General features: G+C 66.9%; 18 protein-coding genes. 10 read left to right on the forward strand and 8 right to left on the reverse strand.

Features of this window, described 5'->3' with window-relative positions; translation table 11 throughout:
• The first annotated feature begins 272 nt into the window (after window positions 1-272).
• The 6 genes from V3B25_RS16635 to V3B25_RS16660 all read left to right on the forward strand — a co-directional run bounded on the left by V3B25_RS16635 (window position 273) and on the right by V3B25_RS16660 (window position 10,194).
• Complete coding sequence (locus V3B25_RS16635) at window positions 273-2,738, forward strand: GH92 family glycosyl hydrolase (protein ID WP_329811019.1); 2,466 nt, start codon at window positions 273-275, stop codon at window positions 2,736-2,738.
• Between the two features lie 96 nt (window positions 2,739-2,834).
• Window positions 2,835-3,884: a LacI family DNA-binding transcriptional regulator gene (locus V3B25_RS16640; protein ID WP_049424705.1), complete on the forward strand. Its 1,050-nt coding sequence runs from the start codon at window positions 2,835-2,837 to the stop codon at window positions 3,882-3,884.
• A 75-nt stretch (window positions 3,885-3,959) separates the two neighbouring features.
• A complete protein-coding gene (gene fucP / locus V3B25_RS16645; protein WP_329811020.1) occupies window positions 3,960-5,258 on the forward strand; it encodes an L-fucose:H+ symporter permease in 1,299 nt (432 codons plus the stop codon).
• A 7-nt stretch (window positions 5,259-5,265) separates the two neighbouring features.
• Window positions 5,266-6,261, forward strand: coding sequence for a carbohydrate kinase (locus V3B25_RS16650; protein ID WP_201119001.1), 996 nt, complete (start codon window positions 5,266-5,268; stop codon window positions 6,259-6,261).
• Complete coding sequence (locus tag V3B25_RS16655) at window positions 6,258-7,484, forward strand: AGE family epimerase/isomerase (RefSeq protein ID WP_329811021.1); 1,227 nt, start codon at window positions 6,258-6,260, stop codon at window positions 7,482-7,484. The genes V3B25_RS16650 and V3B25_RS16655 overlap by 4 nt, the downstream gene beginning before the upstream one ends.
• 91 nt (window positions 7,485-7,575) lie before the next feature.
• Entirely contained in the window at window positions 7,576-10,194 is a 2,619-nt protein-coding gene (locus tag V3B25_RS16660; RefSeq protein ID WP_329811022.1) for a glycoside hydrolase family 2 protein, read from the forward strand.
• Between the two features lie 128 nt (window positions 10,195-10,322).
• Here the strand turns inward: V3B25_RS16660 and mtnC are convergent, their stop codons facing one another.
• The 5 genes from mtnC to V3B25_RS16685 form a co-directional block, all read right to left on the reverse strand.
• Window positions 10,323-11,018: an acireductone synthase gene (gene mtnC / locus V3B25_RS16665; protein ID WP_043397315.1), complete on the reverse strand. Its 696-nt coding sequence runs from the start codon at window positions 11,016-11,018 to the stop codon at window positions 10,323-10,325.
• 3 nt (window positions 11,019-11,021) lie between these two features.
• Window positions 11,022-11,579: an acireductone dioxygenase gene (locus tag V3B25_RS16670; protein ID WP_014037028.1), complete on the reverse strand. Its 558-nt coding sequence runs from the start codon at window positions 11,577-11,579 to the stop codon at window positions 11,022-11,024.
• Between the two features lie 92 nt (window positions 11,580-11,671).
• The gene (locus V3B25_RS16675) at window positions 11,672-12,313 is read right to left on the reverse strand and encodes a methylthioribulose 1-phosphate dehydratase (RefSeq protein ID WP_201119008.1); all 642 of its coding nucleotides are present in this window, start codon (window positions 12,311-12,313) and stop codon (window positions 11,672-11,674) included.
• Window positions 12,314-12,858: 545 nt separating this feature from the next.
• Window positions 12,859-14,286 (reverse strand): amino acid permease, encoded by a 1,428-nt coding sequence (locus V3B25_RS16680; protein WP_065183667.1) that lies wholly within the window; start codon window positions 14,284-14,286, stop codon window positions 12,859-12,861.
• 82 nt (window positions 14,287-14,368) lie between these two features.
• On the reverse strand, window positions 14,369-15,844 hold the full coding sequence (locus V3B25_RS16685; RefSeq protein ID WP_329811023.1) for an amino acid permease: 1,476 nt from the start codon (window positions 15,842-15,844) through the stop codon (window positions 14,369-14,371).
• 133 nt (window positions 15,845-15,977) lie between these two features.
• On the opposite strand from V3B25_RS16685, the gene V3B25_RS16690 reads away from it, so the two are divergent.
• Window positions 15,978-16,592 (forward strand): NUDIX hydrolase, encoded by a 615-nt coding sequence (locus V3B25_RS16690; protein ID WP_329811024.1) that lies wholly within the window; start codon window positions 15,978-15,980, stop codon window positions 16,590-16,592.
• A 78-nt stretch (window positions 16,593-16,670) separates the two neighbouring features.
• Here V3B25_RS16690 and serA read toward each other — a convergent pair whose 3' ends face one another.
• Complete coding sequence (gene serA, locus V3B25_RS16695; protein WP_014037034.1) at window positions 16,671-17,912, reverse strand: phosphoglycerate dehydrogenase; 1,242 nt, start codon at window positions 17,910-17,912, stop codon at window positions 16,671-16,673.
• A 169-nt stretch (window positions 17,913-18,081) separates the two neighbouring features.
• Here serA and V3B25_RS16700 point away from each other — a divergent pair, with 169 nt between their 5' ends.
• The 3 genes from V3B25_RS16700 (at window position 18,082) to V3B25_RS16710 (ending at window position 21,669) form a co-directional block, all read left to right on the forward strand.
• On the forward strand, window positions 18,082-19,470 hold the full coding sequence (locus V3B25_RS16700) for an FAD-binding oxidoreductase (protein ID WP_329811025.1): 1,389 nt from the start codon (window positions 18,082-18,084) through the stop codon (window positions 19,468-19,470).
• Window positions 19,471-19,532: 62 nt separating this feature from the next.
• Complete coding sequence (locus V3B25_RS16705; RefSeq protein ID WP_014037036.1) at window positions 19,533-19,832, forward strand: DUF2388 domain-containing protein; 300 nt, start codon at window positions 19,533-19,535, stop codon at window positions 19,830-19,832.
• 40 nt (window positions 19,833-19,872) lie between these two features.
• Complete coding sequence (locus V3B25_RS16710) at window positions 19,873-21,669, forward strand: DUF4105 domain-containing protein (RefSeq protein WP_329811026.1); 1,797 nt, start codon at window positions 19,873-19,875, stop codon at window positions 21,667-21,669.
• On the opposite strand, the gene V3B25_RS16715 is transcribed toward V3B25_RS16710, so the two are convergent.
• Entirely contained in the window at window positions 21,647-22,723 is a 1,077-nt protein-coding gene (locus V3B25_RS16715) for an ATP-binding protein (RefSeq protein ID WP_032128780.1), read from the reverse strand. The two genes, V3B25_RS16710 and V3B25_RS16715, sit on opposite strands and share 23 nt — an antisense overlap.
• Window positions 22,723-23,439 carry a response regulator gene (locus V3B25_RS16720; protein ID WP_020424480.1) on the reverse strand — a complete coding sequence of 239 codons (717 nt, stop codon included), beginning with the start codon at window positions 23,437-23,439 and terminating at the stop codon, window positions 22,723-22,725. The genes V3B25_RS16715 and V3B25_RS16720 overlap by 1 nt, the downstream gene beginning before the upstream one ends.
• Between the last annotated feature and the right edge of the window lie 120 nt (window positions 23,440-23,559).

Consider the following 23,559-nt stretch of genomic DNA (forward strand, 5'->3'; position numbering starts at 1 on the left):
CCCCCCCCGACTCCCGCAGGAAACCGGCTTTTGCTGTTGCTTCGGCTTCGGCAGGTGCAGGGCGCAGCCCTGCCGAATACCCCTCTCATGCTGCGCCGCAGAATGCATTCGGCTGAACCTGCATGCTCTACTTGAATCGATCTAAATTCACGGTCTGGTGGGTCGGGCGTCATTCCAGGGGGAGCTTTCTGCCAGTCATGGCGGGACTCAGCGGAACGGTGCCGGACGGCCCCGGCCGTCTGCCTCCGCCTCATCGACTACAGGAACCCGACATGCGTCCAGTGCCGTCCGCTCCCGCCGTCCCAGTGTCCTCGCGCCCGCTGCTGCGCCTGGCCTGCCTGCTCGCACTGTCGTCAGTGCCGGTGCTGCTGCAGGCCGCGCCGGCTGCGCTGGAGCGCGAGGTCAACACCTTCATCGGCAGCAAGGACGACGGCAACACGTTCCCGGGCGCGTCGGCACCGTTCGGCCTGATCCAGGTCAGCCCGATCGGCAGCCACTATTCGGGCTGGCGCTACGACGACGAGAAGATCCGCGGTTTCGGCCACTCCTTCATCTCCGGCGCAGGTTGCTGGGAGCAGGGCGGGCAGGTGTCGGTGCTGCCGGTGACCGGTTCGATCGGTCCCGGCGGCGATTTCGATACCGGCAACGCGAAGAAGTTTGACCACAAGGCCTATGCCGCGTCGTACACGCATGACGGCGAGATTGGCCAGGCGGGCTATTACAAGGTGCGGCTGACCAGCTACGGCGGCATCGATGCCGAGACCACCGCGCGTACGCGTGCCGCGGCCGAGCGCTACACCTTCAGCCAGCGCAGTGGGGATGGCCACGTGCTGGTCAACGTCGGCCAGGCCAATGAGCGCCACTCGGTGATCGGCAGCGTGGTCGATGTGGTCGGCGACCGCGTGGTGGAAGGCAAGCTGGTCACCAAGAGTTTCTGCGGCGGCCATCAGTACACCACCTGGTTCCGCATCGAGTTCGACCGCCCGTTCAAGGCGCATGGCACCTGGGGTGAGGGCGGTGGCCTACCCGGCGCGCGCCACAGCATGGAAGGCGAGCAGAAGCCGAACGGTGCCTGGCTCAGCTTCGACCTGGCCAAGGGCCAGTCGGTGACGGCGGTCAGCGCGATCTCGCATGTGGACGCCGAAGGCGCGCGCATCAATCTGCGCGCGGACGGCATGCAGGGTGGGGTGCTGCTCGGTTTCGACCGCATGCGTGCGCTGTCCCAGCAGTCGTGGCGCGAGCAGCTGGGTCGGGTGCGTGTGCAGGGCGGTACGGCCGATGACCGCACCGTGTTCTACAGCGCGGCCTACCACGCGCTGCTGCAGCCGATGACCGGCAACGATGCCGACGGCCGTTATCGCGGCTATGACGATGGTATCCACCGCGCCGATGGCTGGACCTATTACGAGTACTTCTCGCTGTGGGATACCTACCGCGCGCAGAACCAGTGGCTGGCACTGACCCGCCCGGACGTGGCGCGTGACATCGGCCGTACCCTGCTGGCGATCGACGAGCAGGGTGGCTGGCTGCCGCGCTGGGGCTATGCCAACTTCGAGACCAACATCATGACCGGCGATCCAGTCACGCCGTTCATGGTCGACCTGTGGCGCTTCGGTGCGCTCAAGGGCCGTGAATCGCAGGCGTGGGATGCGCTGCGCCGCAACGCGTTCGGTACTCCTCCGCTGAACTCGCGCATGGCCGGCCGTTCCGGTAACCCGACCTATCTGGACAAGGGCTACGTGGTCTACGACCGCGCGTTCCCGTCCAAGGGCATGGACGTCGATCCGCACCACGGCGGTTCGGCCACCTTGGAATATGCGCTGGCCGACTGCGCGCTTTCGCAGATGGCCGATGGCCTGGGCCATGCGCAGGACGCGGCGACGCTGCGTGAGCGCGGCCGCAACTGGCGCAAGGTGTGGGACCCGCAGGTGCGAGATGCCGAAACCGGCTTCACCGGTTTCCCGCGCCCGCGCACCGAAGATGGCCAGTGGTACACGCCGGCCGATGGCCACTACAGCCCGCGCTCGCATCACGGTTTCCATGAAGGCACGGCGTGGCAGTACCAGTGGCTGGCGCAGCAGGACGTGCCGGGCCTGGTCGACGCGATGGACGGCCGCGAACAGACCGGCCGCCGCCTCGATGCCTTCTTCGCGATGGACGCGCTGCAGGCCGACCCGCTCAATGCAGCCCGCAAGGAGTGGGTGGTCGGGCCGTACAGCTACTACAACCAGTTCCGCTACAACCCGAACAACGAGCCGGACCTGCACTCGCCGTGGCTGTACACGCTGATCGGCCAGCCGTGGAAGACCGCCGCCGTGGTGCGTGCCGCGCAGCAGTTGTTCACCAATGCCCCGAATGGCGTGACCGGCAATGATGACCTCGGCACGATGTCGGCCTGGTACCTGTTCAGTGCCATCGGTGTGTATCCGGCGGTGCCGGGCAGCGGCCAGTTCCTGCTGCATACCCCGCGTTTCAGCAAGGTGGAAGTGGACATGGGCAATGGCCGCACCCTGCGCATCGACGCGCCGGGTGCCAATGGCCGCCGCCTGCAGTACGTGCAGGGTGTGAAGGTCGATGGCCAGGCGCATGCGCCGGTGTGGCTGGATTGGAACCAGCTGCAGCAGGGCCCGCGCCTGCAGTTCGCGCTCGATGCGAAGGCGCCGGAGCAGGGCTGGGGCACGGCGGTGAAGGACCTTCCGGTGTCCTGGTGTGCGGCACCGGGTAGCCAGCTGCGCTGAGACGGACTGTGCCGTTCGCGGTGACCCAGCGAACGGCACGGCACGACAGGGCCCTGATCCATTAGGCTTGAGCATCCAGCGGAGTCCGGGAAGACGATGAACGACAACGGCAGCAGTCCCAGCAAGCGCGCCGGCAAGGCGGTGACGGTGACCGACATCGCGCGTGCCATCGGCGTGTCACGGGCAACCGTATCGCTGGTGCTGCGCGGCAGCCCGCTGGTCAACGTCGATACCCGCGCCAAGGTCGAGGCCGAGCTGCGTCGCCAGCGCTATGTCTACAACCGCGCGGCGGCCAACCTGCGCCGGCGGACCTCGTCGAGCATCGCGCTGGTGATCAACGATCTGTCCAACCCGTTCTTCGCCGAATTCGCGTCCGGCGTGGATGAGGCGCTGGGCGGACGCGGTTACGTGACCCTGCTCGGCAGTACCGGTGAATCGCCGGAGCGGCAGCAGGCGGTGCTGTCCACGCTGATGGAGCACACCCCGGCCGGCCTGATCCTGTCGCCGGCCGAGGGCAGCGATACCGCGCTGCTGCGGCAGGCACTGGGTGCCAATGCCAACGTGCTGCTGTTCAACCGCGAGCTGGACGGGGCCGACTGGGATTTCCTGACCCTGGACAACCAGCACGGCGCCTATCTGGCCACGCGCCACCTGATCGAACGCGGCCATCGCCAGATCGCCTTCTTCGGCGGCCACGCTGCATCGAGCTCGTGCCACCAGCGCCGTGCCGGTTTCCAGCAGGCGCTGGCCGAGGCCGGTCTGTCGCTGCCGCCGGGCTGGATGATCGAGTCGGCGCCGAACCGCCTGGAAGCTGCGGCGCGCACCGATGAGCTGTTTGCCGACGGCCATCGGCCGAGTGCAGCGGTCTGCTACAACGACACCGTCGCGCTGGGCTTGATGCTGGGCTTGAATTCGCGTGGCATCCGTCCGGGCGGTGACTTTGCCGTTACCGGTTTCGATGATATTTCCGAGGCGTCGGTCGCGGTGCCGCCGTTGACTACGCTCACTGCCGATCCGCGCGAGCGGGGCCGGCAAGCTGCCGCGCTGTTGCTGCAACGACTGGACGAGCCGGATGCGCCGCCACGGCGCACGGTCGCGCCGGTGCAGCTGCGCATCCGCGAAAGCAGTGCCGCACGACCGAACTGATTCCTTCCATATACCCCTTCCACGCAACAACGACTTTCCGCGCATCGAGGCGCGTACCGCATGCCGATCTCCGCAATGCCCCGTCCATCGGGTACCTCCAGCAGCCAGGCGCCGGTCATGAATGTCCGTGCTGCTCTGGCGGTTGCCACCACCATATTCTTCATGTGGGGCTTCCTGACCAGCCTCAACGACGTGCTGATTCCGCACCTGAAGGCGGTGTTCGAACTGAACTACACCCGCGCGATGCTGGTGCAGTTCACCTTCTTCGGCGCGTACTTCCTGATGTCGGTGCCGGCCGGTCGGCTGGTGGCCCACCTGGGCTACAAGAAGGGCATCATCGCCGGCCTGCTGATCGCCGGCGTGGGCGCGCTGGGCTTCTGGCCGTCGGCCGCATTGCGCACCTATGAAGCGTTCCTTGGTTCGCTGTTCGTACTTGCCACCGGCATTACCGTGCTGCAGGTGGCAGCCAATCCCTACGTTGCGCTGCTGGGCCCGGAACAGACCGCATCGAGTCGTCTGACCCTGGCGCAGGCACTCAACTCGTTGGGTACCACGCTGGCGCCGCTGTTTGGTGGTTTCCTGATTCTGAGCACCGCAGTGAAGAGCGGCGACGAGATCAACGCGCTGCCCGTGGCCGAACAGATTGCCTACCGTACCGCCGAAGCGCAGTCGGTGCAGGGCCCGTACGTGGGCCTGGCCATCGCACTGGTGCTGCTGGCAGTGTTCGTCTACCTGTTCCGCCTGCCCAGCCTGACCGAGACCACCGAGCAGGCCGACAGCGGCCACCACACGCTGCTGGATGCACTCAAGCATCCGCACGTACTTTTCGGCGTGCTGGCTATTTTCTTCTACGTCGGTGCTGAGGTGTCCATCGGCAGCCTGATGGTGAACTACCTGGCACTGCCGGAGATCGGCGGCATGACTGAACAGCAGGCCACGCACTATGTGTCGGCCTACTGGGGCTGCGCCATGGTTGGTCGCTTTGCAGGTGCGTGGCTGCTGGCCAAGTACTCGCCGCGCGGCCTGCTGGCCGGATTCGCAGTGGCCAATGTGGTGCTGCTGGGCGTCACGCTGGCGTCGGGTGGCAAGGTCGCGCTGTACGGCATCGTGGCGACCGGTCTGTTCAATTCCATCATGTTCCCGACCATCTTCTCGCTGGCCATCGAACGTCTGGGCCCGCTGACCAACAAGGCGTCCAGCCTGTTGATCATGGCCATTGTCGGCGGCGCGATCATCCCACTGCTGCAGGGCGTGCTGGCCGACCGCATCGGTCTGCACCTCAGCTTCGTGCTGCCGGTGGTCTGCTACGTCTACATCATCTTCTACGGCCTGGTGGGTTCGCGCCCGCCGGCTTCCGCAACGCAGGGAGGCTGAGTCGGAAATGGGTGCCATTGTCTGCTTCGGCGAAATTTTGATCGATCTACTAGCGCAGCCGCCGGCCTCGGCCGATACCCCGCGCGCGTTCCTGCAGTACGCCGGCGGTGCGCCGGCCAACGTCGCGGTGGCGGCTGCGCGGCTGGGGGCGAAGACCCAGTTCGTCGGCATGCTTGGCCGCGACATGTTCGGTGACTTCCTGGCCGACAGTCTGGTCCAGCACGGCGTGGGCACGGATTACATCGTGCGCACCGACGCCGCCAAGACTGCGTTGGCCTTCGTCGCGCTGGATGCCAGTGGCGAGCGCAGCTTCAGTTTCTACCGCCCGCCGGCGGCTGACCTGCTGTTCCGTGACAGTGACTTCCAGGCGGAGTGCCTCGACAGCGCGCAGTGCTTCCACGTCTGTTCCAACAGCCTGACCGAGCCGGCCATCGCCGAGGCGACCTTCGCCGGCATGGAGCGCGCCCGTGCCGCCGGTGCGGTGGTCAGCCTGGACCTCAACCTGCGCCCGGCTCTGTGGCCAGCCAACGAAGATCCGACGCCGCGCCTGTGGCAGGCGCTGGAGCGCGCCGACCTGGTCAAGCTGTCGCGCGAGGAGCTGGATTACCTGGCGGCACCGCTGGGTGCCGATGGCGAGTCAGTGGTGCTCAAGCGCCTTCTGGCCGCGCAGGCGCGCTGGGTCATCGTTACCGATGGTGCGGCCACGCTGCACTGGTACACGCGCGACAACCACGGCACGGTCACCAGCTTCCGCGTGGCCACCGTCGACACCACGGCCGCCGGCGATGCCTTCGTCGGTGGCGTGCTGGTCGGCCTGCTGGAGCGTGGTGGGGCGGGCGCAGGCTTTGCCGCGTTCTGCCAGGACCCGGAGGCGATCACCGCCACGCTGCGCTTCGGTGCCGCCGTGGGTGCGCTGGCTGTTACCCGCAAGGGCGCGTTCGCCGCGATGCCCTCGCTCGATGAAGTGCAGCAGCTGCTGCAGGCCCAGGACATTACCGCATGAGCACCTCGCCCGATTTCCGTTCGCCCGCGTTCCTGCGCGCGCATATCGCCGACACGATGGCGTTCTACCACCCGCGCTGCATCGATCTGGACGGCGGTTTCTTCCACTACTTCCGTGATGACGGCAGCATCTACGATGCCAGCCACCGCCACCTGGTGAGCAGCACCCGCTTCGTCTTCAACTATGCGATGGCCTACCGCGAGTTCGGCAATGCCGAATACCGGGAGGCTGTCGAGCATGGCGTGCGCTATCTGCGCGAGGTGCACCGCAACCCGGCCACCGGCGGTTATGCCTGGACCCTGCGCGACGGCAAGGTCGAGGACGACATGAACCACTGCTACGGCGTGGCCTTCGTGCTGCTGGCCCACAGCTGCGCACTGAAGGCCGGCATCGAGCAGGCCCGCGACTGGATGGACGAGACCTGGCAGCTGCTGGAAGCACGCTTCTGGGAGCCGCAGCATGGCCTGTATAAAGACGAAGCCGATGGCCAGTGGAACTTCACCGGCTACCGCGGCCAGAATGCCAACATGCACATGTGCGAAGCGATGCTGGCCGCGTTCGAGGCCAGTGGCGAGCAGCGCTATGTCGAGCGCGCGCTGCAGCTGGCCGACAACATGACCCGCCGCCAGGCCGCCAAGGCCGGTGGCCTGGTCTGGGAACATTACGATGTGAACTGGGAAATCGACTGGGACTACAACCTGGACGACCCCAAGCACCTGTTCCGCCCATGGGGCTTCCAGCCCGGCCACCAGACCGAGTGGGCCAAGCTGCTGCTGATCCTCGATCGCCATGTGCAGGCCGACTGGCTGGTGCCGACCGCGCAGCACCTGTTCGACGTGGCCGTGGCGCGCAGCTGGGACGACGCCCGGGGCGGCCTGTACTACGGCTTCGCACCGGAATCGCGCCGGCAGCCCGGCATGGACGGCGCCCCGATCGGCGGCGACAGCTTCGTCTGCGACGACGACAAGTATTTCTGGGTGCAGGCCGAAACGCTGGCGACCGCTGCGCTGATGGCCAAGCGTACCGGCGATGACCGCTACTGGCAGTGGTACGAACGCATCTGGGCGTATTCGTGGGAGCACTTCGTCGACCACCAGTACGGTGCATGGTTCCGCATCCTCGATGCCGACAACCGCAAGTACAGCGACGAGAAAAGCCCTGCCGGCAAGGTGGATTACCACACCATGGGCGCGTGCTACGAAGTGTTGAACGTCGTGCGTTGAAGATCGTTCGAATGCAGTAGTGCCAGGCCATGCCTGGCAATCCGAAATCGGTAGCGCCGGGTCACGCCCGGCGGAAAAACAGGAGCGCCACGTGCATCGCATTTCCCTCGTTGTCCGTCTGCTCCTGCTGCTGATCGCAGCGTCCGCTTTCCCGGCAACTGCGGCGCCTCTGCAGGCACAGTGGGAGTTCCGCATGCTGCCCGGCGACGCCGAGGGTGCAGCCCACCCAGGCCTGCAGCAATGGCGTGCGGCGAAGGTGCCGGGCAGCATACACACCGACCTGCTGGCGCATGGGCTGATCCGCGATCCCTATGTCGGTGCACCCGAGGCCGAGCTGCAGTGGATCGGCCTGACCGCCTGGGAGTACCGCGCCCGCTTCGACGTGGATGCGGCGACGCTGGCCAAGCCGAACGCCGAGCTGCGTTTCGACGGGCTGGATACCTACGCCGAGGTCAGCCTCAACGGCAAGCCGCTGCTGCGCGCGGACAACGCGCACCGCACGTGGCATGCACGTGTGGACGGGCGCCTGCGCGCGAACGGCAATGAACTGCAGATCGTGTTCCGCTCACCGATCCGCACGCTGCTGCCGGGCGTGCAGGCGATGCCGCACAAGATTGCCGGCAACTATCCTTCACCCTATGGGGATGAGCCCAAAGACGCGATGGTCGGCAACTTCGCGCGCAAGCCGGCCTACCACTTCGGCTGGGACTGGGGCCCGCGTTATGTCACCGCCGGGGTCTGGCGCGGGGTCGACCTGCAGGCCTGGGACGCGCACCGCCTGACCGATCTTGCCGTGCGTACCGATGCATTGAGCGCGGAGCAGGCGGAGCTGGCGGTGTTGCTGCAGGTGGAGCAGGGCAGCACTGCCGGTTCTGCGATGGTCACTGTGGATGTGCAGGATCCGGAAGGCCGCAACGTGGCCCAGGTGCAACGCACGGTGTTGCTGAAGCCGGGCCAGAATGCGGTTGAGCTGCCGGTTGAGCTGGCCACGCCGCGGCGCTGGTGGCCGGTGGGCCATGGCGCGCAGGACCGCTATACCGTGCAGGCGCGCCTGGATGGTGGCGGCGATGCAACGCTGGCGCGCGAGCAGCGCATCGGCCTGCGCACGGTCGAACTGCGCCGCGAGGAAGACCGCAAGGGAGGGCAGGGCTTCGCCTTCGTCATCAACGGCGTGGAGATCTTCGCCAAGGGCGCCAACGTCATTCCGTTCGATGCCTTCCCCGCACGCGTCGATGCCGCACGCCTGCGCCAGGTGCTGACCGCCGCGCGCGACGCCAACATGAACATGCTGCGCAACTGGGGCGGCGGCTACTACGAGGACGATGCGTTCTTCGACATCGCCGATGAGCTGGGCCTGCTGGTCTGGCAGGACTTCATGTTCGGCGGCGGCATGCAGCCGGGCTACGATCCGGCCTTCCGGGCAAGCGTGGTGGCCGAAGCACGCGACAACGTGCGCCGGCTGCGCCATCACCCCAGCATCGTGCTGTGGTGTGGCAACAACGAGGAAGAAACCGCCTGGAAGGACTGGGGTCACGGCCGCGACCTGAAGGTGGCCGACCCGGCATTTGCGGCGAAGGTCTGGCAGGGCTACGTCGACCTGTTCGGCAACGACCTGCGCCAGGTGGTGGGCAAGGAAGGGCTGGGTGTGCCGTACTGGTCCAGCTCGCCCAGCAACGACCTTGACGAGAAGGCCAACGATTCAACGCGTGGCGACAAGCACTACTGGCAGGTCTGGGGCAATCCGGCGCTGCCGGTGCAGGCCTACCTGCGCGAGACCCCGCGCTTCATGTCCGAGTACGGGCTGCAGGCGTGGCCGTCGGTGGCGACGGTGGACCAGATCGCCACCCGCGCCGAGCAGCGCATCGACAGCCCGGTGATCCGCGCGCACCAGAAATTCATGGCCGGCGAGGGCAACAGCCGCCTGCTGCACTACATCGAACTGGGCTACGGCACGCCGAAGGACTTCGAGGACTTCGTCTACCTCAGCCAGGTGATGCAGGCCGATGGCATCGCACTGGCGGCGCTGCATCATCGCGCCTCGCGGCCGTACACGATGGGCTCGCTGTACTGGCAGCTCAACGACGTCTGGCCAGGTGCTTCATGGTCCAGCGTGGACTACTTCGGTCGCTGGAAGGCGCTGCACTTCGCCGCGCGGCGTTTCTTCGCGCCGGTGGCGGTGGCGGCGTTGCGCGACGAGGGCAGTACGCGGGTGCGCCTGATCAACGACGGTGCCGCGCTGGATGCACGCTGGCGGTTGCGGGTGATGGATGTGGACGGCAAGGTGCTTCGCCGCCGCGAGGAAGCGGTGTCGCTGGCTGCCGCCGGTGTCACCTCGATCGGTGATTTCCGCGACGCCGAATTGCTGGCCGGTGCCGATCCAAAGCGCACGGTGGCCGTGTTCGAACTGCTGCAGAACGGGGCGGTGAGTGCCCGCCAGGTGGTTGGTTTCGTCGAGGCGAAGGACCAGGTATTGCCCCGACAGAAGCTGAAGGCTGCCTTGAGCATCGAGGGCGACCACTATCGCCTGCGGCTGGAAAGCGCGGCGTATGTGCGCGCGACGTGGATCGATTTCGGCGCGCTGGATGTGCAGGTTGAAGACAACCTGCTGGACCTGCTGCCGGGCGAAACCCGCGACATCGCAGTGCGTGGCCCGGTGGATCTGACGACGCTGCGCGAAGCGCTGAAGGTAAAAACCCTCAACGATCGTTGAGGGCGGCGCATCCTGTTTTGGTAGGTGCCAACCTTGGTTGGCACACCCCGAACATGCCAACCAAGGTTGGCATCTACCAGAAGCGGAGACGGGTAGGTGCGGACCGTTGGTCCGCACACATCTCTTCTTTACAGCTGGATCTGCTGAAAATTCTCGACGCGCTCATGGCCGTTGGCGGCCTGGCCGGTGCGCGGCAGCGGGTAGTCATCCAGGCGATCAATCAGGCGGGTCTGCAGGCCGGCTTCGCGGGCAGCATCCAGCTCTTCCACCACATCGGACAGGAACAGGATCTCGCCGGCCGGCACGCCAATGGCCTGCACGATGCGGCGGTAGCTGTCGGCCTCGCGCTTGCCGCCGACTTCGGTGTCGAACCAGCCCGACACCAGCGGGCTGAGGTCACCGGCGTCGCTGAAGCCGAAGAATAGCTTCTGCGCCGGCACCGAGCCGGAGGAGTACACGTACAGTGGCAGGCCGGAGGCGTGCCAGCCCTTCAGCACCGGCGCCACTTCCGGGTAGAAGTGCGCGGTGTAGTCGCCGCGGCGGTAGCCTTCGTCCCAGATCAGGCCCTGCAGCGCCTTCAGCGCGGTGTGCTTGCGGTCCTGGTCGATCCAGCCCTGCAACGTTTCGGCCACCAGGCTGTCCTGGCAGGCGCCGCCGATCTCGGTGGCCACCGCATCCAGCCAACGGCGGACTTCCGGCTGCTGGCCGTGCTCGGCGACGAACGCGGGCAGCGCCTTGCGGGCATAGGGGAACAGCACGTTCTTGACGAACGAGATGCTGCTGGTGGTGCCTTCGATATCGGTCAGGATGACGCGGGGCTGCATGGATCAGGATGCCTGGGTAGGTACGTAACGGGGGAATTTCTGCGCGATGTCGGTGCCGGTGAAGTGACCGACCCAGCCATCCGGCTCGGTGAAGAAGCGGATCGCCACGAAGCTGGGCTCATCGCCCATGTCGAACCAGTGGGTGGTGCCGTCGGGCACGGCGATCAGGTCGTCCTTCACGCACTCGATCTCATAGACCTTGTCACCCACGTGCAGGGTGAACAGGCCGGAGCCTGCGACGAAGAAGCGCACCTCGTCTTCCTTGTGGAAGTGTTCGTCGAGGAACTTCCTGCGCAGCTCGGCGCGGTTCGGGTTGTCCGGGGCGATCGAGGCCACGTCCACGCTCTTGAAGCCGCGCTCGGCAACCAGGCGGTCGATGTCGGCGCGGTAAGCGGCGAACACTTCATCCTGGCTGGCGCCCGGTGCGACCGGTGCGGTGGCCTGCCAGCGCTCGAAGGTGACGCCGATCTTCTGCAGCTCGGCAGCGATGACCGCGCCGTCCTGGGTGTCCAGCAGCGGCGATTCGGGGCGGGTGTCGTCGTAGATGCGCAGTCGGCTCATGGCGGCAGCTTGAACGTCTCGGGGGGAAGACAGGGTAGCAGGGTGGGCACGAGGTGCAGATTCCGGATCGACATCTGCACCTGCGTGCGGGTTCAGCCGCGCAGCTTGCGCAGTTCCAGCTCGCAGTGGAACAGGAACTCGAACGCTTCCAGGTGGCGGCGTGCCTCGGCCATGTCGCGGCCCCAGGCATACAGGCCGTGGCCGTCGATCAGGTAGCCCCACAGGTTCTGCCGGTCGAGCAGGTCATCGACCTGCTTCGAAAGCACGTTCATGTCCTGGGTGTTGGCGAACACCGGCACGTCGATGGCCATCTCGTGGGTGCTGTTGCCGGCGAAGGCCTTCAGCAGCTCGTAGCCTTCCACTCGGATGTGGCCCTGCGGCGCGTACAGGCGCGAGGCGATGGTCTGCATCGGCGAGTGGGTGTGCAGCACGCAGCCGATCTCCGGGAAGCGACGGTACAGCTGGGTGTGCAGCAGGGTCTCGGCAGACGGGCGCAGCGGGCGGCCGACGGCCTGGCCGTCGAAGTCCACCACCATGATGTCGTCCTCGATCAGGCGGCCTTTGTCCTTGCCGGAGACGGTGATCGCGGCGTGGCGGTCATCCAGGCGGTGGGAGAAGTTGCTGCTGGTGGCCGGGGTCCAGCCGGCCTGGGCCAGTTCGCGGACGTTGTCGATCAGCAGCTGGGCCAGTTCGCTCAGGCGCGCGGTGTCGTACGGGAAGGTGGGGGCGTTCATGCCGGCGATTTTACTGGATTCGGCCAACGGCTGAGCCCCTCGTGGCTGTCTCGCCGGGCTGGATTTCTTGCTTTGGCCGGGCGGGTGGGCTGTGCAGGGGACGCCGTAGACCCTTCCTTGGGGGCTTGGCCGCGGCATCCATGCCGCGGACACCCCTGCACAACCCACCCGCCCGACCACGGACAGGTTCCGTGCGCGTCAGCCACGGAGTGAAGAAGGAAAGGCAGAAGCGGGTCGCGGCGCTGCGCTTGCTCGGAGCGGAGCATGGCTCCGCTCTACAGAAACAGTCATTCCGGAACATTCGTTCAAGAGAACGTTTCATCCACGCATGGCGTGGATCCACCGGATGCGCCGGGAGACTGTCATGGGCGGGGAGGCATGGGTTCGCGGGGGTATCCGCGCCATGGATGGCGCGGCGAAGGCGCCCTGGGGGGGTTGACGGGGGGCCCGGCGCCCGCATGCCTCCCCGCCAAACCCCTCAGCCCAGCTGTTGCCGTTGCTCCGGCTTCAAAGGCAGGTGCAGGGCCGCAGGCCCTGCAATCCCTTTACTTACCCCGCAGGCGGCTGTGCCTGAAGCCGTAGCAGAAATAGATCACGAAACCAACGAACGTCCACACGCCCATCAGCATCCAGTTGTGCATCGTCATCGCCGACAGCAGCGCCAGGCAGCTCAGCACGCCCAGGCTGCAGATCAGCCACGCCATCGGCATGCGGAACGGACGCGGCAGGTCCGGCTGGGTGCGGCGCAGGATCAGCACGCCCGCGCACACCGCCGCGAACGCGATCAGCGTGCCCATCGAGGTCAGCTCGCCCAGGATGTCCAGCGGGAACAGCGCCGCCAGCAGCGCGATGCCGATGCCGGTGATCACGGTGTTGATGTGCGGAGTGCGGTACTTCGGGTGGATCCTGGTGAACACCGGCGGCAGCAGGCCGTCGCGCCCCATGATCATGAAGATGCGCGGCTGGCCGATGATCATCACCAGCACCACCGAAGACAGGCCGACCAGCGCGCCGACCTCGACCACCCAGCGCAGCCAGCCCAGCTGCGGATGCGCCGCCACGGCGGTCACCACCGGCTCATCGGTGCCCAGCAGCTGGAACGGCACCAGGCCGGTCATCACTGCGGCCATGGCGATGTACAGCACGGTGCAGATCACCAGCGACAGCATCATGCCGAACGGCATGTCGCGCTGCGGGTTCTTCGATTCCTGCGCCGCCACCGACACCGCCTCGAAACCGATGTAGGCGAAGAACACCATCGCCGCGCCACGCAGCACGCCTTCCATGCCGTACTTGCCGGGGCCTTCGTTGGCCGGAATGAACGGGGTCCAGTTGCTGGTGTCCACGTACTTCCAGCCGACCACGATGACCAGCAGGATCAGGCCGGTCTTCAGCACGACCATTGCCATGTTCATCGCCGAGGACTTGCTGATGCCGACGTAGCACAGCCAGGTCAGCAGCAGTACCAGCGCGGCGGCCGGCAGGTTGGCGATCGCGCCGGTGGGGCGCAGCTGTGCATCGAGTGGGGCGCTGACCAGCGCCGCCGGTAGATGGATGTCGAACTGGCTGAGCAGGCTGAGGAAATAGCCGGTCCAGCTGACCGCGACCGCCGAGGCGGAGACGCCGTATTCGAGCACCAGCATCCAGCCGATGAACCAGGCCGAGAGCTCGCCGAAGGTGGCGTAGGTGTAGGTGTAGGCGCTGCCGGAGACCGGCACCATCGAGGCGAACTCGGCATAGGCCAGTGCGCAGAAGGCGCAGCAGATGGCGGCCAGTACGAAGGACAGCATGATGGCCGGGCCAGCGTGGTTGGCGGCGGCCTGGCCGGTGATGACGAAGATGCCGCCGCCGATCACCGCGCCGATACCGAGGGCGGTCAGGCCCCAGGGGCCGAGGTGGCGGCGCAGGCTCAGGCCGTTGGCGTCTTCATGGGCGGCATGCGGGTGCTTGGTGGCCCACAGTTGCTTGAACATGTGTGGTGGTCTTGTCGAAGCGCGCCACGGGCGGCGCGCGGGGAAAACGGACGGGCCGGCGCGAGGCCGGCCCGTAGGCGGATCAGGGCGACTTGGCCAGCTTGCTGTTGCGGATGCCGTAGCCCAGGTAGATCAGCAGGCCGAGCAGCGTCCAGCCAACGAACAGGTGCCAGTGCACCACGAACGCCTGCCAGAACAGGAACAGGCAGGTGGCTGCGCCGAGCGGGCAGATGATCCAGACCGCCGGCACGCGGAACGGACGGTGGATCTCCGGCTTGGTATAGCGCAGCACCAGCACGCCGATGCAGACCGTGGCGAAGGCCAGCAGGGTGCCCATCGAGACCAGTTCGCCCAGCACGTTCAGCGGTACCAGGCCGGCCAGTGCCGCGGCGATCACGCCGACCACGATGGTGGCGACGTACGGGGTGCGGAAGCGGGCGTGGACCTTGCCGAAGAACTTCGGCAGCAGACCGTCGCGGGAGATGGTGTAGGCGATGCGGGTCTGGCCCATCATCATCACCAGCACCACCGAGGACAGGCCGGCGATGGCGCCGATTTCCACGAAGGTCTTCAGCCAGGCCAGGGTCGGGTAGGGCTCCAGCGCGGTGGCCACCGGCTTGTCGGTGCCCAGCAGGTGGTACGGCATCATGCCGGTCAGCACGGCACAGACGATGATGTAGACGAGGGTGCACACGGCCAGAGAGCCGAGCAGGCCGATCGGCATATTGCGCTGCGGGTCCTTGGTTTCGCCGGCGGCGGTGGAGACCGCATCAAAGCCGATGTAGGCGAAGAACACGATGGTGGCCGCGCGGAACACGCCGCTCCAGCCGAACTCACCCGGCACGCCGGTGTTTTCCGGGATGAACGGCTGCCAGTTGGCCGGGTCGATGTGGGCTGCGCCGATGCCGATGAACAGGCAGATGACGGTGACCTTGATCGCCACGATGATCGCGTTGACGAAGGCCGACTGGGTCACGCCCACGTACAGCAGGCCGGACACCGCCGCCACGATCAGCACCGCCGGCAGGTTGAACAGCTTGCCCGAGGCGATGAACTCGCTGCCGGTCCAGGCGATCGGGGCTGCGCTGAGCGCATCCGGGAACGGCATGTGCAGGGTGGTGGTGATGAAGCTGATCAGGTACGCCGACCAGCCCACCGCGACCGAGGCCGAGGCGAACAGGTACTCCAGCACCAGGCACCAGCCGATGAACCAGGCCATGCCTTCGCCCAGGGTGGCGTAGGAGTACGAGTAGGCACTGCCGGAGACCGGCATCATCGCCGCGAACTCGGCGTAGCACAGGCCCGCCAGGGCACAGGCGAAACCGGCCAGCACGAACGAAAGCATCACCGCCGGGCCGGCATGGTTGGCCGCGGCCTGGCCGGTCAGCACGAAGATACCAGCGCCGATCACCGCCCCCACGCCAAGCAGGATGAGGTGTTTAGCCGTGAGGGTCCGTTTCAACGTGGCTTCGCCGTCCAGGCTGCCTTCGATGGGTTCGCCGGCATCGACGTGCCCGGCCGGTTCAACCGGCTTGACCCTCAACAGAGCTTTCAGCATGCAGTACTTCCTAGTGATCGGATTGGGTGGGCCGCCGATACGTTGCCGGCAACCCTGGAATGGTGAAGGCCGCGCGAACGGCCCGCTGTACCTTAGCCAAAGCTGAAGCCAACGCACAAGCGCAATCGCAACAATGAACGGCGATAATGAGCAGTATTTTTCCAGACCGCCCCCATTCATGCGCCAGACCGCCGAAACCCTTGCCGTGCTTGACGATCGCCTGCGTGGCCTGCTGCGGGACTATGCCCGCCGTGAGCCTGCCCACGACGCACTGGCTGCCGAATTCGGCACATTGCTGGACGATCCGGAAGATCCGTTCCGGCGCGAGCGGCTGGCCGGCCACTTCACCGCCAGCTGCTGGCTGGTCAGTGCCGACGGCCAGCGCCTGCTGCTGACCCATCACCGCAAGCTGCAGCGCTGGCTGCAGCTGGGCGGCCACGCCGACGGCGATCGTGACCTGGCCCAGGTGGCGCTGAAGGAGGCCGAAGAAGAATCGGGCCTGAGCGGCCTGGTGCTGGAAGACCCGACCATCTTCGATCTGGACAAGCATTGGATTCCGGAGCGCAAGGACGTGCCGGGACACTGGCACTACGACGTGCGTTTCGTGATCCGCGCGCTGGGCGGCGAAGCCTTCGTGCTCAGCGAGGAGTCACTCGACCTGGCCTGGCGGCAGGTGACCGAGGTCGCGGCCGATCCGGAATCGGACGAATCCATGCAGCGCATGGCGCGCCGGTGGCTGACGCGCTGAAGAAAAAGGGGACGGAGGGGATTAAGTCGTTTACGCCGCATGTGCCGCAAACGACTTAATCCCCTCCGTCCCCTTTTCTCAGTACAGGATGCGCGTGCGCAGCGTGCCCGGAATCGCGGCCAGCTCGTCGCGCACGGCGGCGGCTTGTTCCTCGCTGGCGGTGATGTCGATCACCACGTAGCCCACCTTCGGGTCGGTGCGCAGGAACTGGCCGTCGATGTTGACGTTGTGGCGCGAGAAGATCTCGTTGACCTTGGACAGTACGCCCGGCACGTTCTGGTGGATGTGCAGCAGGCGCAGGCTGTCGGCGTGCTCGGGCAGGGTCACTTCCGGGAAATTGACCGCCGACAGGGTGCTGCCGTTGTCGCTGTAGCGCACCAGCTTGGCGGCCACTTCAACGCCGATGTTGTCCTGCGCCTCCAGCGTGCTGCCGCCCACGTGCGGGGTCAGGATCACGTTGTCGTGGCGGGTCAGCGGCGATTCGAAGATATCGCCGTTGCCCTTCGGTTCGACCGGGAACACGTCCAGCGCGGCGCCGCCGACGTGGCCGCTGGCCAGGGCCGCGTCCAGCGCATCGATGTCGACCACGGTGCCGCGCGCGGCGTTGATCAGGTGCGCGCCCTTGCGCATCTTCGCCAGCTCGGTGCTGCCGATCATCCACTGCGTGGACGGGGTCTCCGGCACGTGCAGGGTGACGATGTCGGCGCGTGCCAGCAGGTCGTCCAGGCTGGCCGCTGCACGGGCATTGCCCAGTGCCAGCTTGGTTTCCACGTCGTGGAAGATCACCTGCATGCCCAGCGATTCGGCCAGCACGCCGACCTGGGTGCCGATGTGGCCGTAACCGATGATGCCCAGCGTCTTGCCGCGCACTTCATGGCTGCCGCTGGCCGACTTCGACCAGCCGCCGCGATGGCATTCAGCGTTCTTCTGCGGAATGCCACGGGTCAGCATGATCGCTTCGGCGATGACCAGCTCGGCCACGCTGCGGGTGTTGGAGTAGGGCGCGTTGAACACCGGGATGCCGGCCAGCTCGGCCGCGTCCAGGTCGACCTGGTTGGTGCCGATGCAGAAGCAGCCCACCGCGATCAGGCGCTTGGCCTCGGCCAGCACTTCGGCGCTGAGCTGGGTGCGCGAACGGATGCCGACGATGTGCGCCTCGGCGATGCGCGCCTTCAGTTCGTCCTCGGGCAGCGCCTTGGTGTGCGCTTCGATCTGGCTGTAGCCGGCGGCGCTGAATACCTCCACGGCGGTCTGGCTGACCCCCTCCAGCAACAGCACGCGGATATCCTGCTTCGGGAACGAGGTCTTCTTCGGCGACATGGGGCGACACGGCCAGTGGGACAGGGGCTGACCACTATGCCAGATCGCAGCGACCATGGTGCAGTGCGCAATTGGTTGCATCCGTAGCTATCTGCAGGGCTGCGGGGCTGGACGCTGGCGCGTGCCGCTGGCACGCTTGCCCGTTCTTCACGCACCGCGCTGGACTGTCATGACCGATTCCCGCATTGCCTCGCTGCAGCAGGCCTGTCCCGGCCTGAAGCTGAAGACCGACCCGGCCGACCTGGAGCATTACGGGCGCGACTGGACCCGGCGCTGGACGCCGGCGCCGCTGGCGATCGCACTGCCGGCCACGGTCGAGGAAGTGCAGGCGGTGATGCGTTGGAGTGCAGGCGAGGGCGTGGCCGTGGTGCCGTCCGGTGGCCGCACCGGCCTCTCGGGTGGCGCGGTGGCCGCCAACGGCGAGCTGGTGCTCAGCCTGGAACGGATGAACAAGGCGCTGGCCTACGACGCCGTCGATCGCACCCTGGTGGTGCAGGCCGGCATGCCACTGGAGGCCGTGCACAACGCCGCGCTGGATCACGGCCTGATCTACCCCGTGGATTTCGCCGCGCGCGGGTCCTGCTCGATCGGCGGCAACATCGCTACCAATGCCGGTGGCATCCGCGTGATCCGCTACGGCAACACCCGCGAGTGGATCGCCGGGCTGAAAGTGGTCACGGCTGATGGCGAGTTGCTGGAGCTCAACAAGGGCCTGATCAAGAACTCCAGCGGCTACGACTTCCGCCAGCTGCTGATCGGCTCGGAAGGCACGCTGGGTGTGATCGTCGAGGCGACGGTGAAGCTGACCGACCCGCCGCCGGCCAGCAATGTGATGCTGCTGGCCGTGCCCAGCTTTGAAGTGCTGATGCAGGTGTTCGCCGCGTTCCGCGCGCGCCTGCAGCTGCAGGCCTTCGAATTCTTCACCGACCGGGCGCTGGAGCACGTGCTGGCGCATGGCGCGCAGGCACCGTTCGACGAGGTGCATCCGTACTACGTGGTCACCGAGTTCGCCGCGGGCGACGAGGCCCAGGAAGCGGCGGCGATGGCCGCGTTCGAGGACTGCATGGGCAATGGCTGGGTCAGCGATGGCGTGATCAGTGCCAGCGACGCGCAGGCCGCGCAGCTGTGGCGCCTGCGCGAAGGCATCACTGAGTCGCTTGCCCGTTACACGCCCTACAAGAACGATGTTTCGGTGCGGATCTCGTCGATGCCGGCGTTCCTGGCCGAGACCCAGGCGCTGATCGGGCAGGCCTACCCGCATTTCGATGTGGTGTGGTTCGGCCACATCGGCGACGGCAATCTGCACATCAACGTGCTCAAGCCGGACGACACCAGTGACGCTGATTTCGTGGCGCAATGCGAGCACGTAACCAAGCTGCTGGCGCAGGTGCTGGCCCGCTTCGACGGCAGCATCTCGGCCGAGCACGGCATCGGTCTGGTCAAGAAGGGCTACCTGGACAGCACCCGCGGCCCGGCCGAGATCGCCCTGATGAAGGCGGTCAAACGCGCGTTCGATCCCCAAGCGCGGCTGAATCCCGGCAAGCTGTTCGACGTTTGAGCCGGGCAAATCCTTCACGCACCCGTTACGCTCCACGCTTCCTAACAACCGGCTTCGAACCGATGACCCGTCCGCTTCTGCTGCTCGCCCTGCTGTCCCTGCCGCTGGCCGGCTTCGCTTCCAGCTTCGCCGGCACGTCGGCCGGTTCGGCCACGGGTGCCTCCTCCGGTTCCTCGGGCAGCAGCTCGGGCGATGACAAGGTGGTACTGGCTGCGCGCGACGATGCCGCCGCGTTCGTCGCCAGCGACGGCCAGATCCGTGGTGCCCGCCTGCAGGCCGCGCTGGTCCACCTGCGTGAGCAGAGCACTGCCGCACAGCAGCAGAGCGACCTGGAACTGGCCCGCGCGCTGCTGGCACGTTGATCCCGCCTTCGGGTAGTGCCGGCCGCTGGCCGGCAACGCCATGACATCTGCACGGAACGCAGCCACGCATGGCGTGGCTCTACTGCTGATCGCTCACGTCGCGCACGCGGCTGACCGCCTGCAGCTGGACCCCGCCGGCCTCGACCCGGCGCAGCAGCAGCTCGCCAGCCAGACCCTGGCCGACGTGCAGTCATTGTTGCCAGATGGCCTGCTGCGCGCCCTGCCGGCGCAGGTGCAGGTGCGCTGGAGTGATGGCCTTCCTGCCAAGGTGCACGGCCGCGCTTTCGGCGACCGCATCACGTTGCGCCGCGATCTGCTGGATGACGGCATGCCCGGCGCCCGGCGTGCGCGACGCAGCGCGCTGGTACACGAACTGACCCATGTTGCCGACCGTACGGCGGCGAACTGGTCGCGCAGTATGCGCTGGCGTGATCTGGCCGGATGGCAGCGCAAGCCCTGGCATATCGGCCGTGGCGACAACGATTTCCGTGACCGTAGTCCGGACGCCTATGAACTGAAGGATCCGGCCGAGTACCTGGCAGTGAACGCCGAGCATTTCGTGCTCGACAGCGAGTTTGCCTGCCGGCGCCCGGCACTGGCGCAGTGGTACCAGGCCCATTTCGGAACCCCGACATCGCTGCCGCAGTCGCACTGCGCGACCACGTTGCCATTGCTGCAGGCCGAATCGGAAGAGGGCGCGGCGTCGTTGCTGCAACTCGACCCGGCACGTGTCTACGCGGTGGATTACCTGTTTGCCGAAGGCAGCGCGCAGCCGATGAGCCGCTGGGGCCACAGCATGCTGCGGCTGGTGATCTGCCGGCCGGGCCGTGCGCCGGGGCCGGACTGTCGCCTGGACCTGGAATACCACCGTGTGCTTTCGTTCCGTGCCTTCGTTGGTGACGTGCAGATTTCCAACTGGCGTGGCCTTACCGGTGGCTACCCGTCGCGACTGTTCGTGCTGCCGCTGCAGCAGGTGGTGGATGAGTACACCAAGGTCGAGCTGCGCGGGTTGCAGTCGCTGCCGTTGCAGTTGTCGCCCGGCGAGATCGCCAGCCTGCTCGAGCGCACTGCGCAGGTGCACTGGAGCTATGACGGGCGCTATTACTTCGTCAGCAACAACTGCGCGGTGGAAACCGCCAAGCTGCTGCAGGCGGGTGTGCCGCGGCTGGGCGAGGCCGGGCTGGCCCAGCTGAGTCCGCGTGGTTTGAAGCGTCGGCTGTCGCAGCTGCATGTGCTGGACGAGCAGGTACTCACGGACCGCAATGCAGCACAGGCGCAGGGTTACTACTTCGCCTCGGCACGCGATCACTACCAGCAGTTGTTCGGCGTGGCGGCAGCCCAGCTGGCATTGCCCGCACGCGACGTACGCGGCTGGTTGAAGCTGCCCGCACAGCAGCGTGCGCTGTGGTTGCTGCAGGGCGACCTGCGCGCAAGCGCCGGCCTGCTGCTGCTGGAACAGGCTGCGCAACGCCGCGCCGAGCTGCGCGCGCGCGATGTGCTGAAACGGCGCCTGCTGGCCGCACCGGACAGTGCCGAGACCCGGGGCCTGCGCCAGTTGCTGGAGCAGGGTGGGCAATGGCTGCGCCCGGGTACGCTGCTGGCGGACGGCGGCTACGGGTTGCCGCTGGCCGATGAGCAGGCGGTGCTGGCCGAAGCGGTTGCCACCGCCAGCGCACAGGCGGTGCCGGCCTGGCAGGCGCTGCGCGTACAGCTGCGTCAGCAGCTGCCGGAGAAGCAGCGCAACGAAATGGATGCGATCGACGCCAACCTCGCTGCGCTCGGTGCCCGCCTGCGGGAACAGGCAGCCACGCCGGCTATTGGCGCGGCAGCTCGATAACGAAACGGCTGCCACCAGCGTTGCCCGCCGTGCAGTAGACGCGGCCGCCGTGCGCGTCGGCGATGGCCTTGACCACCGCCAGGCCGAGCCCGCTACCGCCACCCTGGCGCGAACGCGAACCGTCGGCACGCATGAACGGAGAGAAGATGTCGGCGTGCAGCTCAGGGTCGATGCCCGGGCCCTCATCCTCGATCGCTACCTGCACATGGCCCGGTGTGTCATGCACGGCAATCCGCACCTTGCCCGGGCTGGCATAGCGGCGCGCGTTCTCCAGCAGCGCCAGCAGCGCCTGGCGCAGGCGGGTCGGGTCGCAGTGCGCGTTGTGTTCTTCGCGGCTGGTTTCCAGCTCCAGCACGAAGCCGGCGGCGCGGAACTGGGGATCGACCAGGGTCATCACCGAATGCACTTCGGCCACCACGTCGGTACGTGCGCGGCGCACGTCCAGCCGCGCATTGTCGGACAGGCTCAGCACGCGCAGATCCTCGATCAGTCGTGACAGGCCCTCGACCTGGGCGAGCAGGCTGCGGAACTGTGATTCGTCCGGCTGGAAGACGCCCTCGGCCAGGCCCTGCAGGCGGCCGCGCAGGATCGTCACCGGCGTCCGCAGTTCATGGGCGATGGCTGCATGCCACATCGCACGCTCGCTCTCCACGTGCTGCAGCCGCCGCGCCATGGCATTGAAGTCCTCGACCAAGGTGGCCACTTCGCCCGGCGAGTTTTCCTCGACGCTGGCACGGGCACCGAGGTCGCCGCCCGCGAGCGCGCGCACGCTGTCCACCAGCGAATTCAACGGCGACAGGATGCGATGGGCAAGACGGAACGAGGCGGCGATGGCCAGCGCCAGGCCGGTCAGGATCACGCCGACCATCCATGCCAGTTCAGGGCCGGTCGGCAGCCAGCTTTCCGGTTCCTCGGTAGTGCCGGGGAAAAATTCGACCAGCACTGCATACAGCAGCCACGATGACAGGATCATCATCACGATGACGCCGATCACCATCAGCGACATCGAGACGATGATGTGGCGGCTGAGCCCGGAGCGGCGCAGGCGGGCCATCAGCGGTCGGCCATCAACCGGTAGCCGACGCCACGCACGCTGGCCGGCACATTGACCATGCCCACTTCATCCAGCTTGCGGCGCAGCTTGCTGACATGGCTGTCGACCGTGCGCTCCAGCGCCTCGCTTTCCGGCAGGCACTCGTGCATCAGTTCGCTGCGGCTGAAGATGCGGGTCGGCGCCAGCGCCATGCAGTGCAGCAGCTTGAACTCGGTGAGCGTGAGCAGCACTTCGTGGCTGTAGCCTTCGCCTTCCACGTGTACGGCGTGGGTGGCCGAGTCGATCAGCAGCGGGCCCGCCCGCAGCGCGGTCGGGGCATCCACGCGCGAGGCGCGCAACGTACGCCGCAGCACGGCGCGCACGCGCGCCGCCACTTCGGCCGGATTGAATGGTTTGACCACGTAGTCATCAGCGCCCATGCGCAGTGCGGTCAGCTTGTCCAGGTCCTGGTCCAGTGCGGTCAGCATGATCACCGGCGTCTCGCCGCGCTGGCGCAGCTGGGTCAGCACGCTCCAGCCATCCAGCCGCGGCAGCTGCACGTCGAGCAGGACCAGGTCGGGGCGGGCGCTGCGATGCAGGTCCAGTGCGCTGTGGCCGTCGGCGGCGCGCAGCGTACGCAGTCCTTCGCGTTCCAGATAGGCGGTAAGAATGTCGGCGATCTCGGCCTCATCCTCGACGATCAGGACGAGGGCGGCGAGGGCAGGGGCGGCATGCATGCAGGGGCGGGGCCTTAAGGTGCTTGCCTCCATCGTATCTCCACAGTTCCTCCATCGAAACCCCATCATCGCCACGCACACTGGGTTCTTCAGAACCTATCAGCCGCCCGCGCGGCATTG

Origin of the sequence: Stenotrophomonas sp. SMYL8 (assembly GCF_036320065.1) — a bacterium.
Taxonomy (GTDB): domain Bacteria; phylum Pseudomonadota; class Gammaproteobacteria; order Xanthomonadales; family Xanthomonadaceae; genus Stenotrophomonas; species Stenotrophomonas maltophilia_A.